This is a genomic window from Pseudomonas sp. SBT1-2, assembly GCF_028640875.1.
GTDB classification, from domain to species: Bacteria; Pseudomonadota; Gammaproteobacteria; order Pseudomonadales; family Pseudomonadaceae; genus Aquipseudomonas; species Aquipseudomonas chlororaphis_I.
The window spans coordinates 39,014-52,723 of record NZ_JAQZAA010000094.1 but is presented as its reverse complement, the minus strand read 5'-3'; the positions used below and the strand labels follow the sequence as shown (position 1 = coordinate 52,723).

Genomic DNA, 13,710 nt, shown 5'->3' with positions numbered 1-13,710 from the left:
TTCCCCGTTCAGCCCCGGCGCCAGCCTCGCTCGAGGCTGGCGCCGGGCCCGGCAGGCCTCAGACGGTATCGACCTTCAGCGAATGGTCGTTGAGCATGCCGTTGATGATGGTCGCGGTATCCGCGCCACCGGCGATCACCCCACCCGCGCCCGGCGTCACCCCGTAATGCGCCGCCAGGTTGACCCCGGCCAGGTCGATGGTCTGGCTCGGCGTGGCCCCCGCCGCCGCGCTGACATCGATGCTGGTGACCAGCGACGGGCCGCTGCCGGTGACGGTGAAGTGCAGGTAGTCATCCAGCGATGCGCTGCTGGCGTTCTCGCCTTGCAGCAGTTGCGACAGGTCGAGCTTGTCGGTGCCCGGCGTGAAGTCGGTGACCAGGTCATGCCCGCTGTTGCCCTGCTGCCACTGGAAGGTGTCGCTGCCGCTGCCACCGGTCAGGGTGTTGTTGCCCAGCCCGCCGATCAACAGGTCGTCGCCGCCACCGCCGTTGAGCACATCGTTGCCCAGGCCGCCGGTGATGATGTTGGCGTTGCTGTCGCCGGTCAGGCTGTCGTTGTAGTTGGAGCCCACCAGGTTTTCGATGGCGGCCAGGATATCGGTGCCGGCACCGCCGGTGTTCTGCGCACCGAGCAGCGCGAGGTCGACCGTGACCCCGGCACTGGCATGGGCGTAGCTGGCGGTGTCGTTGCCCGTGCCACCGTCGAGCAGGTCGTTGCCCGGCCCGCTGAACAGCAGGTCGTTACCAGCGTCGCCGTGCAGGATGTTGTTGCCGCTGCCGGCGACGAGCACGTCGTTGCCGTCGCCGGCATTGATCAGGTTGTCGCCGCTACCGGCCAGCAGCACATCGTCGCCAGCGGTGCCGGTCAGGGTATGGCCGCCTTGATAGCTGATGCTCACCGCCGCGCTGTCGCTGCCGCCATGGCTGTCGCTGGCGGTGTAGGTACCGTGGTAATCCGGCGTGGACTCCTGGCCGCCAGCGTAGTTGACGGTCATGGTCAGTTGGTAGTTTTCCGAACCGTTGGCGTTGGCGCCGCTGGGGTTGGTCAGGTTGGTGATATGGATCTGGTAGGTGCCGTCCGCCCCCGCGGTGAACGAGCCACCGTCGGTAATCGCGGTGTAGGCCCCGCCATTGAAGGCGTACTCCATGCCCACCCGGCCCGCCGTCAGGTTGTGATCCAGGTTCAGGGTCTCGCCCTGCTTCAGGTTGACGCTGATCACATCCTCGTCGTTGTCATTGCCGTTGTTGATGCTGCCCAGGAAGCCGCTGATCACCACCGCGGCCGTCATCGCCGCCGTATTGGCATTGAACGAGGCCCGGGCGACGGTCAGGGTCTGGTTGGACCCTCCGGTGAAGCTGATGGTCTGCAGGCTGCCGGCGGTAAAGTCCGCCCCCGGGGACAACCAGCCGGTGTTGAAGCTGGTCGGCGCGGCCGTCAGCGGATCGCCGTTGGCGTCGCTGTCGTTGGCCAGCAGGGCATCGGCCGGCACCACGATAGTGCCCGACAGAATGTTGGTGATGATGTGGTCGTCGCCCGCCACCGGCGCCGCGTTCGGGTTGACCTTGACCACCAGGGTCGAGTTGGCCAGGTCGCCGTCGTTGTCGCTGACGGTGAAGCCGACCGTCTCGGTCAGCACCACGCTGGTGATTTTCTGCGAGGTGTAGGTGTAGTCGCCCGTGTCGAGTTTCACCACCAGCGTGCCGCCATTGTTGGTGGCGATGCTGAGGCTGTTGTCCAGGGTGTTGAAGGTGCCGTGGTTGACCCCGCCGCTGAAGCTCAGCGAGCCCTGGTTGCCATTGCCGCTGGGGTCATAGGTGTAGGTGGTGCCATCGACCACCAGGGTCTTGATGAAACCGCCGTCGGCGCCGAACGAGCCGCTTTCGCCGAGCAGCGAGCCGGTGACCGGGGTGCCCTGTACCGTACCGGCCAGCACCGAGTCGAGCTGGTTCAGGTCGGTGACCACCACGGCATTGGTGTCGATATGAGTACTGCCGTCATAGGCCAGCGGGTCGAGGTTGCTGTTGCTGACACCGCTGCCCAGGCCGATTGCGTAGTTCTTGATGCCGTTGGCGTCGAGGAAGGCTTTCCAGGCGGTTTCGTCAGCGGTGCCGATCTCCTGGCCATCGGTGGGCTTGCCGTCGGAAAAGAAATAACCGACGTTCTGCGCGCCACTGATCTGGCCACTGGTGACAAACGCCAGCTTCGCCGCGGCCACGGCCGCATCGTAGTTGGTGCCGCCGCCCGCGGTCAGGGAGGCGATGATCGACTTGGCCGTCGCCACATCGACCCAGATCGGCGTCTTGTCCGTGGCGCTGCTGCTGAAGGTGACGATCTGCACCTTCACATCGCCCATGTCGTCGTACTTGTCGAGCAAGGTGCTGATCGCCTGCTTGGCCAGCTCCAGGCGCGACAGGCCCGGTACCCCGGACGGATCGGCCATGCTGCCGGAGACGTCGATCACCAGCAGCAGGTTGGAATCGACTTCCAGCGCGGTGACCGCACGCTCGCTGGCGACCGCCTGGGGCACGTCGTCGACGATGCTGATCTGGATGGTGCTGGTGGTGGTATTGCCCACCGCGTCGGTGGCCTTGTAGGTGAAGCTTTCGCCCAGCACGTTGGGGCCGTCGTTGGCAGTCGGCGAGGTTTTTGGCGCCGAGGTCAGGGTGTAGCGGTAGGTGCCGTCGGGGTTGAGCAGGATCTGCCCGTAAGTGCCAGTGGCGCTGCCGACCAGGGTGTAGGTGATCGCCCCACTGCCGCCGATGACCGAGCCGACCAGGGTGCCGGTGGCGGTTTCGCCGGTATTGCCCGGGTCACTGCCGATCACCGTGCCGGCCGCCAGGTCCTGGCCATCCTTGTTCAGGTCCAGGGCTTTTTCGAAGACAGTGACATCCTGGTCAGTGACCGCCCTGAGCTCGTTGCCGCAGATCTGGATGGTGATGGTGGTGGTGCTTTCATCGCCGTCCGCATCACGCACGGTGTAGACGAACACATCCTCCGAATCGGGAGCGGTGACCGAGTTCGGATAGCTGTGATAGGTCGCGTTGCCGAAGGCGTCCAGGGTCAGCGTGCCATACAGGCCGTTGATGGTGGTGTTCAAACCGCCAATCGCCGAGGTCGAGGTATCGCTGCCGGCGCGCACGCCGACCACCGCGCCCGTGGCTGCCGGCCCATCGGCTCCCCCAACGTCGTTACCCAGCACGTTACCGCTGATGGTGGTGCCTTCGTCGGCCATCACCACGTCAGGATTCGCGGTGGGCAGGTCATCGACGATATTCACATCGATCACCCCGGAGGCACTGCTGCCGTCGCCATCGCTGGCGAACACAGTGAAATGCTCGGCGATGCTGTTGGCCCCCAGCCCCGTCGGGTGATTTTCATTGTCGAGCAAGGTGTAGCTGTAACTGACGACACCGGTGCTGGCGTCGTAACCGTTAATGGTCAGGACGTTGCCCAAGGCGGTCATTATCGATTGCGGGAAGCCCGCGGCCACTCCGCCGGTCACCACATTGATCCCGCCCACGCTCAGGGTTTGCAGGCCGTCCGGCGCGCTAACGGCGAAGAAGCCGCTCTGGGTCAAGGCCGGGGCATTGGGGCTGGTACCGTCGCTGAGGTGCTTCTCGTAGACCGTCAGCTCGCCACCCGGGACATCCAGGCAGTAGAGGGTCACGCAGTCATCGTTGTTATGGATGTCCAGCACCAGGTTGGCGGTGCTGGAGTCGCCGTCGGCGTCGGTGATGGTGTAGGCGAAGGTCTCTGTGCCGTTGCCATTGCCGTACAGGGCCTTGAAGTCGGCGTCCGCGGTGTTGAGGGTATAGGTGTAGGTGCCATCGGCAGCCAGCACCAGGGTGCCGTAGGTGCCAGTGAAAGTACCAGCAGTCACCGGACCAGTGAGTACCCGGTCGGCACCTTGCACGTCGTTGGTCAGTACGTTGCCACTGAGCACCAGCTGGCTTTCCGAGGCGACGCCGTTGCTGTCATTGACCGCTGTTGGCAGGTCATCCACCACGTTCACATCCAGCGAACCGCTGGCGGTGCTGCCATCGACATCGGTGGCGACCACATTGAAATGTTCGCTGAGGCTGTTGGCGCCGTTGGCGGTTGGGTGATCCTCGTTGTCCGCCAGGGTGTAGCTGTAGCTGATCACCCCGGTAGCCGCGTTGTAGCCGGTGATGGTCAGGGTATTGCCCAGGGCGGTGGTCACCGATTGCGGGAAGCCCGCGGGCACCCCGCCGGTCACCACATTAACTCCGCCCACGCTCAGGCTCTGCAGGCCGTCCGGCGCGGTCACGGTGAAGGTGCCGCTCTGGGTCAGCGCCCCCGCATCCGGACTGCTGCCGTCCGCCAGGTGCTTCTCGTAGACCGTGACTTCGCCGCCTTCGGCATTGAGGCCTTGAATCACCACCGAGTCGTCGTTGTTGTGCACCTGCAACACCAGGTTGGCGCTGCTGGTATCACCGTCGGCATCGGTCAGGGTGTAGGTAAAGGTCTCGGTGCCGCTACCGCCGCCCTGAAGGGCGAGGAACGCAGAATCACCAGGGTGCAGGGTGTAGGTATAGGTACCGTCGGCCGCCAGTACCAGGGTGCCGTAGGTACCGTTGAAGGTGCCGGCGGTGATCGGCCCGCTGGGCACCCGGTCGGCGCCCTGTACATCGTTGGTCAGCACATTGCCGCTCAGGGTCAGCTGGCTTTCCGAGGCGACACCATTGCTGTCGTCGACCGCCGTCGGCACGTCATCGACCACATTGATATCCAGCAGGCCACTGATAGTGCTGCCGTCGACGTCCGTGACGGACACCGTGAAACTCTCACCCAGCGCGTTGCTACCGTTGCCAGTCGGGTGCGCGTCATTGACGGCCAGGGTGTAGCTATAGCTGACCACGCCAGTGCCGGGGTCGTAGCCGGTGATGGTCAGGGTATTGCCCAGGCCGGTGGTGATCGATTGAGGGAAGCCCGCAGCCACTCCGCCGCTGACCAGGGAGAGACCGCCGACCGTCAGGTTTTGCAGGCCGTCGAGCGCCGAGATGCTGAAGGTGCCGCTCTGGGTCAGCGCGCCCGCATCCGGGCTGCTGCCGTCCGCCAGGTGCTTCTCGTAGACCGTGACCTCGGCGCCTTCGAGGTTGAAGCCGCGAATCACCACCGGATCGTCGTTGTTGTGCACCTGCAGCACCAGGTTGGCGGTGCTGCTGTCACCATCGGCATCGGTCAGGGTGTAGGTAAAGGTTTCAGTGCCACTGCCGCCGCCCTTGAGCGCGAGGAATGCCGGATCGCCAGTGTGCAGGGTGTAGGTATAGGTACCGTCGGCCGCCAGCACCAGGGTGCCGTAGGTGCCATTGAAGGTACCGGCGATGATCGGTCCGCTGGGCACCCGGTCGGCGCCCTGCACATCATTGGTCAGGACATTGCCAGTGAGTACCAGCTGGCTTTCCGAGGCGACACCATTGCCGTCGTTGAACGCCTGGGGCACATCGTCGGTAATGTTGATGTCCAGCGAGTTGCTCGCCGAATCGCCATTGCTGTCGCTGGCCAGCACGGTGAAATGCTCGCTCAGGTTGTTGGCGCCATCGGCGGCGGAATGGATTTCGTTGCCGACCAGGGTGTAGCTATAGCTGACCGTACCCGTGGCAGGATCGAAACCGGTGATGGTCAGGGTGTTCCCCAGGGCAGTGGTGATCGACTGGGGAAATCCCGCGGCCACCCCGCCACTGACCACGACGATCCCGCCCACACTGAGGTTGAGCAGGCCGTCGGGCGCGGAAACACTGAAGGTGCCGTTCTGCACCAGCGCCGCCGGATTGCTCGCCGAGCCTTGGGGCAGATTGGCTTCGCTGAGGGTCAACTCGCCATTGGCGACCGACAGGCCGCCCAGGGTGACCGGGTTGTTCGGTGGGGGTGGCGGTGCGATACCGCTGTCGTCGCTTGGCGGTACCGCGGCAATCCGCTCAGGCACGAATTCGGGGATTCCATTGAAGCCCGCGGTGGGGAAACCAATGACCGGCTCGACCCGCCCGCCGACTTCTTCAAGCAGTACAAAGGTGTGCCCGCCACCCAGGGCACCGGCGGTGCCCCCCGTGGCACCGGGACCGGCCGCCGTGGCTTCGCCGGTTTGCGTCGGGTCGGCGCCGGCAGCGATGGCTTTCTGCAGTTGCTCGACATCGGTCAGTTGCGCTTCGCTGGGGGTCACGACTTCAGGCGCCTGCACATGGGGCGCCTGGTTCGCCAGCAGTTGCGGGGTCAATTGCAGGCTGCTGTCGCGCCCGAGGGTCAGTTCCTGGCCGTTCTGCAGATGCACCGCCACCGCGCCTTGCGCACCGGTCACCAGCTGATCCCCAGCGAACAGACGATCGCCTTCTACCAGGGCACGCCGGCTGCCATCCGCCGCGACCGCTACTACCTGCCCGATTACCTTACTGACGACGCCGATCAACTTAGCCATGAGCACTTCCTCCGCTGCCGACCGCTATCGGCATCTGGTTGCACGGAAAAGTGCTATGGCGTTATCGGGTCAGCGACGGGAAACGCCAGCCTGAAGGCTCGCTGATGTCTGCTCAGTCGAACCTGCGCACCGGCCTGTCCCTCTCGCTCGTCCCTCGCTGGCCTGCTGTTTCTGCCGAAGGCAAAACCGAATGCAGTCAAGCGCATTCCGGCTTCGGACAGCCCTCCCGCGAAAGTCGCGACACGGATTAAAACACTGCAAGTGACAAAAAAATGTCGCTCAAAAATCCGTATCGCACCCTCCTCACCGCTCCTTTCCCGCCCTATGTCGCAAATTTTGTTGAACCTTTTCAAGTCCCCAAAAAGCTCCCTAGAGCCTATAAACACGGGGCTTTCGAACTGAACAATGTGCTGGATTTCACAGAGTGCATAAGTTTTTTTCAGCATAAGGCTTATGAGAAATTCTTCTTAGCTTCCGCTCAGGATGTTCTTAGCTCTGTTGTTACAAACCTGAAACGGTTTGGCCTATAAATTTCGTCATTTTTTTGGCGACTGCAAAGCACCATACATGGACCAGGGAGATGTACCTCATGCGCGTTTTTACCCCCCTCAGTAGCGCGATTTTATTAGCCATGGCCTGTATTCATCAGGCCCAAGCCATGTCTCTGACGGAGGCGATTCAAAGCACGCTGGACAACCACCCGGAACTGCGCGCGAGCCAGAACAACCGTCTGTCGGCTGATGAGGACGTCAAGGTCGCCAAAGGGGGCTTCTATCCATCGCTGGACCTGAATGCTGCCTATGGCCGTGGCTACAGCGACAACACCACCACGCGCGCGTTGGGCAACCATCACACCGAGACGCTGACCTATACCCAGTCGGAGTTGCGCCTGCGGCAAATGCTCTTCGACGGCTTCAATACCGCCAACGAGGTCGGGCGCACCCAGTCGGTCTCCAACTCGCGGGCCTACTACACCCGCGGTACCGCCGAGAGCCTGGCCCTGCGCACCATCGAGGTGTACCTGGAAGTGCTCAAGCGCCGCGAACTGGTGACCCTGGCCAAGAACAACCTGCAGGCGCACCTGCGGGTCAACGACCAGATCAGCCTGCGCAGCGAACGCGGTGTCGGCAGCACCGCCGACCTCGACCAGTCCAAGGCCCGTCGCGCCCTGGCGGAAAACAACTACGACACCGCACAGGTCGACCTGGCCGATGCCGAGGCCAACTTCTTCAGCGCCGTGGGCCGTATGCCCGACGAACTGGAAAGCCTGCCTTCGGTGCGCGGCGAAATCCCCGCCAGCCTGCCGGATGCCCGGCAGAGCATGCTGGAGAACAACCCCTACCTGAAATCGGCCCAGGCCGACGTGCACGCGGCCGAAAGCCAGTACGAGGTCGCCAAGTCGCCGTTCTACCCACGCTTCGACGCCGAGGCCGCGGTGGGCGCCAACGACAACGTGCAGGGCGACAAGGGCCACGACAATGAATGGCGGGTGGGCGTGGTGATGAACTACAACCTGTTCCGCGGCGGCAGCGACAAGGCCCGCCTGCAATCGGACGCGCACAAGATCAACCAGGCCATGGACATCCGCAACAACGCGCTGCGCATGCTCAACGAGAACATCACCCTGGCCTGGAACGCCATGCTCAACGCCAAGAAGCAGACCCCCACCGCTCGCGAATACGCTGAAACCACCACCCGCGTACGGGCCGCCTACCAGGACCAGTTCGGTCTCGGCCAGCGCACCCTGCTCGACCTGCTGGACAGCGAAAACGAGCTGTACAACGCCAACCGCCGCTACACCGAAGTGCGCTACACCGAGGAGTTCTCGATGTATCGCGTGCTGGCGAACATGGGCGAGCTGTTGAACAAGGAAAAAGTCGTGGTGCCAGCCGAAGCGATCGCCCAGACCGAAGTGAAGAGCGACGCCCGTCTGCCGGAGATGCGTTAAGTCCTCGGAGGACTTCAATGTGACCAGCATGGAACCCGGGAGCTCAGGCGTCGATCCGCGCCTGAGCTTTGATGACCCGTTGTTGGACGGATTGCTGATCCTCTGCAAACTGCATGACTGCACCGTCAGCCGTGCCAGCCTCAGCGCGGGGCTGCCCCTGGCCCAGCAACGCCTGAGCCTGGACCTGCTGCCCCGCGCCGCGGCCCGCGCCAGCCTGCAGGCGCGCCTGCTGCGCCGCGAGCTGTCGGCGATTTCCAAGCTCAACCTGCCGGTGCTGCTGATCCTCAAGCATGGCCGCTGCGCGGTCCTGCGCCGCTGGGGCGATGACGGCCAGGCGCTGATCCTGCCCAGCGAAGCCGAGGGCGGCGAACAGTGGGTCAGCCAGACGGAGCTGAACGACGACTACAGTGGCCAGGCGCTGTTCGCCCGGCCACGCCATGAACTGGAAGAACTGCGCAATTCCCTGGTGCCGCGGGTCGAAGCCTGGTTCCGCGACACCCTGAAACTCTCGCGCTGGCTGTACAGCGACGCGATCCTCGCCAGCCTGTTGATCAACCTGCTGGGGCTGATGGTGCCGCTGTTCGTCATGCAGACCTACGACCGCGTGGTGCCCAACCAGGCCACCTCGACCCTCTGGGTGCTGGCTATCGGTCTGTTGATCGGCACCGGCTTCGAGCTGGTGCTGCGGGTGGTGCGCGCCCATCTGCTGGACAGCGCCGGCAAGCGCACCGACGTGATCCTCTCCGCCACCCTGTTCGAGCGCATCACCGGCATGGCGATGAAAGCCAAGCCGGCGACCATCGGCGGCTTCGCCCAGAGCATCCATGACTTCCAGGGCCTGCGCGAGTTTCTCACCGCCGTGACCCTGACCAGCCTGATCGACCTGCCCTTCGCCGTCCTGATGCTGCTGGTGATCGGCCTGCTCGGCGGCTGGCTGGTGGTGATTCCGCTGCTGGCGTTTCCCCTGACCATCGTCTTCGCCATGCTGATCCAGGCCCGCCTGCGCGACACCGTGCAAAAGAGCCTGAGCCTGGGCGCCGAACGCCAGGCGCTGCTGATCGAGACCCTCGGCGGCCTGGAAACCCTCAAGGCCTGCAGCGCCGAAAGCGAACGCCAGCACCGCTGGGAAAGCACCCACGGCGCCCTCACCCGCCTCGACAGCCACGCGCGCAATCTCTCGGCCCTGGCCACCAACGGCACCCTGTTCATCCAGCAGTTCTGCGGCATGGCGACCATAGTCGCCGGGGTCTACAGCATCATCGCCGGCAACCTCAGCGTCGGCGCGCTGGTGGCCACCTACATGCTCGGCAGCCGGGTCCTGGCGCCGCTGGGGCAGATCGCCGGGCTGATCACCCGCTACCAGCAGGCGCAACTGACCATGCGCAGCACCGATGCCCTGATGGCCCTGCCCCAGGAACGCGATGCCCGCCAGCGCCCGCTGGAACGCACGCAACTGCAAGGCGCGCTGGCGCTCAATCAGGTGACCTTCCGTTATCAGGGGCAGAATGCCGCGGCCCTGAGCAACATCAGCTTCAGCATGCAGCCCGGCGAGCGCATCGGCATCATCGGCCGCAGCGGCTCCGGCAAGAGCACCCTGGGGCGGCTGGTCATGGGTTTCTATGCCCCCGAGGAAGGCCAGTTGCTGCTGGACGGCCTCGACCTGCGCCAACTGGACGTGGCCGACCTGCGCCAGCAGATCGGCTATGTCGCCCATGACCTGCCGCTGCTGGCCGGCAGCCTGCGCGACAACCTGACCCTCGGCGCCCGCTATATCAGCGATGCGCGCATGCTCGAGGTCGCCGAGCTGACCGGAGTCACCGAGCTGGCCCGCCAGCATCCCCAGGGCTTCGACCGGCCGGTGGGCGAGCGCGGCCAACTGCTGTCCGGCGGCCAGCGCCAGGCGGTGCTGCTGGCCCGGGCGCTGCTGCTGGACCCGCCGATCATGCTCCTGGACGAACCCACCAGCGCCATGGACAACAGCAGCGAAGACGCCCTGCGCCAGCGCCTGCACGCCTGGGTACAGGGCAAGACCCTGCTGCTGGTGACCCACCGCACCTCGATGCTCAGCCTGGTGGACCGGCTGGTGGTCCTGGACAACGGGCGGATCGTCGCCGACGGGCCGAAAGAAGCGGTCATCGATGCACTGCGCAAGGGCCGTGTCGGCTCTGCGGCGGTCTAGGAGTCGCCCCATGCCTGCCTCATCGCAATCACGCGGCTACTTCGCCAGCCTGCGCAAAAGCGCGGAAAGCGAGTTCATGCCCGAAACCGCCGGTGCCTCGCTGCAGGACTCGCCCTGCGGCTCGCGCATTGTCGTCTGGCTGACCACCGGGCTGCTCATCAGTGCCCTGCTCTGGGCCAAGTTCGCGGTGCTGCAGGAGGTGACCACCGGCGAAGGCAAGGCCATTCCGTCGAGCAAGGTGCAGGTGGTGCAGAACCTGGAGGGCGGCATCGTCACCGAGATCTTCGTGCGCGAAGGGCAGATGGTGAACAAGGGCGACACCCTGCTGCGCCTGGACGACACGCGCTTTTTGTCGAACAAGGGCGAAAGCGAGGCCGACCGCTATGCCTTGATGGCCCAGGTCGAACGCCTGTCCGCCGAAGCCGAGGGCCGGCCGTTCAAGCCATCCGACGAGGTGGTGGCCAAGGCGCCGCAGGTGGCGGAGGACGAACGCTCGCTGTACGAACAGCGCCAGCGTCGCCTGGCCAGCGAACAGCGGACCTTGAGCGAACAGCTGCGGCAAAAGACCCAGGAGCTGGCGGAGTTCCGCTCGAAACAGGGGCAATTCAGTTCCAGCCTGGCCCTGCTCAACCAGGAGATGAACATGTCGGCGCCGCTGGTAAGTACCGGCGCGGTGTCACCGGTGGAGATCCTGCGTCTGAAACGCAGCGCGGTGGAGATCCGCGGCTCGCTGAATGCCACGACCCTGGCCATTCCCCGGGCGGAATCGGCGATCAACGAAATCCGGAGCAAGATCGACGAGTCCGAACAAGGCTTCCGCTCCGACGCCGCCAAGGAGCTCAACGAGAAACGCACCGACCTGTCGAAAATCACCGCCTCGAGCATCGCCATCGACGACCGGGTGACCCGCACCACCGTGACCTCGCCGGTGCACGGGGTGATCAAGCAGCTCAAGGTCAACACCATCGGCGGCGTGGTCCAGCCGGGCAGCGACATGCTGGAAATCGTGCCGCTGGAGGACAACCTGCTGATCGAGGCCAAGGTACGGCCGCAGGACGTGGCCTTCCTCCATCCCGGGCAGAAAGCCATGGTCAAGTTCAGCGCCTACGACTACACCATCTACGGCGGCCTGAGCGCCAAGCTGGAACTGATCGGCGCCGACACCATCACCGACGACAAGGGCAACAGCTTCTACCTGATCCAGGTGCGGACCGACAAGAACCACCTGGGCGGCGACCTCAAGCCGCTGCTGATCATCCCCGGGATGGTCGCCACGGTGGACATCATCACCGGCGAGAAAAGCGTGCTCGACTACCTGCTCAAGCCGGTGCTCAAGGCGCGGACCGAGGCGATGCGCGAGCGTTAATTTGTAGCCGCTGCCGCAGGCTGCGACCGACCGCGAAGCGGGCGTCAATCAGGCGCCTCGGTCTTTCAGATGGTATGAGGTATGGCGTTTTGGGCCGCTGCGCAGCCCATCACAGCCTGCGGCAGCGGCTACAGGGAGTCGTCTTGCGCCCGCAGGTGGTTACGCTGATAGGTGTCCTCCCCCATCGCCGCAATCTGCCCGTCGATCAAGGCCTCGAAAGGTTTCAGCAAGGGCTCGAACAAGGTTGGCGCCTCCAGGGTCTGCAGGGCCTGGACGATGGCTTCGATGGTCGACAAGGCCCCCGGTCCCGGCGCCTTGCGCAGCCGGTAACGAGACACCGCGCCTGCGGCCAGGGTCACTCGCGGCAACGCGGCCAGCAGCGGATTGAGGTGCAGCAACTTGCGCGCCTTGCGCCAGGTGCCGTCGGGTAGCACCAGCAGCAAGGGCTGCGCGTCCGGCGTGCTGGAATAGGCCTGCAACGGCTGCGCGTCTTCCGCCGGGAACAGCAGGCGCGCCTGATACCCGGGGCAGTTCAACAGCTTCGGCAGGTCGTCAAACACCTCCCCCACGATCAACTCTGCATTGTTCAGCCCCAGCGCCGCCAAGCGCGCAGTATTCAGCGCGTGGTTCACTTCGCTGGGATGCTGCAACAGCAGGATCCGGGTGCGACTGTCCAGCCGTGGAATCAGCGGGCACAGGCAATGGGTTTTCGGACGCAGGCAACGCGGGCATTGGGTTCTGGACACATCGGCCTCCTCAGACCTGGTTGAGCTGCGCCTTGAGCAGGTCGCGGAACGTCTGGATCAGCGGCTCACGGCTACGCCCGCGGCGCACGATCATCGAAAACGGCGCCTGATAGCCGAAGGTGGCCGGCAGCAGCACGCGCAAGTCGCCCTTGTCGGCCCAGGCCTGGGCGTAATGCTCCGGCAGGTAGCCGATATAGGCGCCGGACAGCACCAGGATCAGCTGCGCCTCCATGCTCTCCACCGTCGCCGCGCTGTGCTTGAAGCCATGGCGCGCCAGTTCGGCCTGGCTCCAGTAGCCACGGCCGACCATGCGCTGCTGGGTGATCACCTGCTCGGGAATGCGCCGTTCGTTGAACAGCGGGTGCCGGCTGCTGCAATACAGCCAGTGCTGCTCGCGGTACAGCGGCATGTACACCAGCCCGCTCATGCGCGTGGAGAACGCGCCGATGGCCAGGTCCAGGCGGTTGTCCTGCACGCCGAGCTGCAATTCGTAGGGGCTGAGCACCGACAGATGCAAGTGCACCGCCGGGTGTTCCTGGCTGTAGGCGCCGATGGCTTCGGCGAACGGCAGGGCCTTGTCGCTCACCGTCGAGTCGATCACCCCCAGGTTGAGGGTGCCGCGCAGTTCGCCCTTGAGCGCCGCGGCGTACTGCTCGAAGCCCTCCAGCTCGCCCAGCAGGCGCAGGGTTTCCTGGTGGAACAGCTCGCCCTTGCTGGTCAGGCTGAAACCGCCGCGGCCACGGTGGCACAGGACCAGCCCCAGGGCCGATTCGAGCTGGCTCATGTAGGTGCTGATGGCCGATGTGGAGAGGTTCAGTTCGTGCTGGGCATTGGCGAATCCCTGATGCCGCACCACGCTGACGAAGATGCGCAATAGTTTCAGATCAGGTAAAGCGTTGGCCATGGGAGCTCCACAAGGAAAATCGACAACGGGGATCGAGTGTCAGGGTCATCCTGCCCCATCGGCGTTCCTCCATAGAGAATCTGGCGATCTTGATTATGGCTGCCATGCAGCCAATCGCGGGCAAGCCTCGCTCC

At 64.6% G+C, this 13,710-nt stretch carries 6 protein-coding genes; 3 read left to right on the top strand and 3 right to left on the bottom strand.

The genetic code is table 11. From position 1 onward, the window contains the following. Window positions 1-58 precede the first annotated feature (58 nt). The gene (locus PVZ78_RS20470; protein WP_273829157.1) at window positions 59-6,433 is read right to left on the bottom strand and encodes a retention module-containing protein; all 6,375 of its coding nucleotides are present in this window, start codon (window positions 6,431-6,433) and stop codon (window positions 59-61) included. A gap of 589 nt (window positions 6,434-7,022) precedes the next feature. On the opposite strand from PVZ78_RS20470, the gene PVZ78_RS20465 reads away from it, so the two are divergent. The 3 genes from PVZ78_RS20465 to PVZ78_RS20455 are packed head-to-tail and all read left to right on the top strand — an operon-like array spanning window position 7,023 to window position 11,926. Beyond that, window positions 7,023-8,381, top strand: a complete 1,359-nt coding sequence (locus PVZ78_RS20465; protein WP_009047639.1) for a TolC family outer membrane protein — start codon at window positions 7,023-7,025, stop codon at window positions 8,379-8,381. Between the two features lie 19 nt (window positions 8,382-8,400). Further along, on the top strand, window positions 8,401-10,560 hold the full coding sequence (locus tag PVZ78_RS20460; RefSeq protein WP_028681959.1) for a type I secretion system permease/ATPase: 2,160 nt from the start codon (window positions 8,401-8,403) through the stop codon (window positions 10,558-10,560). Window positions 10,561-10,570: 10 nt separating this feature from the next. After that, on the top strand, window positions 10,571-11,926 hold the full coding sequence (locus PVZ78_RS20455) for an HlyD family type I secretion periplasmic adaptor subunit (protein ID WP_273829156.1): 1,356 nt from the start codon (window positions 10,571-10,573) through the stop codon (window positions 11,924-11,926). 128 nt (window positions 11,927-12,054) lie between these two features. Here the strand turns inward: PVZ78_RS20455 and PVZ78_RS20450 are convergent, their stop codons facing one another. Together PVZ78_RS20450 and PVZ78_RS20445 are read right to left on the bottom strand one after the other, a co-directional pair. Further along, entirely contained in the window at window positions 12,055-12,672 is a 618-nt protein-coding gene (locus tag PVZ78_RS20450) for a tRNA-uridine aminocarboxypropyltransferase (RefSeq protein ID WP_273829155.1), read from the bottom strand. Between the two features lie 10 nt (window positions 12,673-12,682). After that, window positions 12,683-13,576: a LysR family transcriptional regulator gene (locus PVZ78_RS20445; protein WP_009047635.1), complete on the bottom strand. Its 894-nt coding sequence runs from the start codon at window positions 13,574-13,576 to the stop codon at window positions 12,683-12,685. Window positions 13,577-13,710 lie beyond the last annotated feature (134 nt).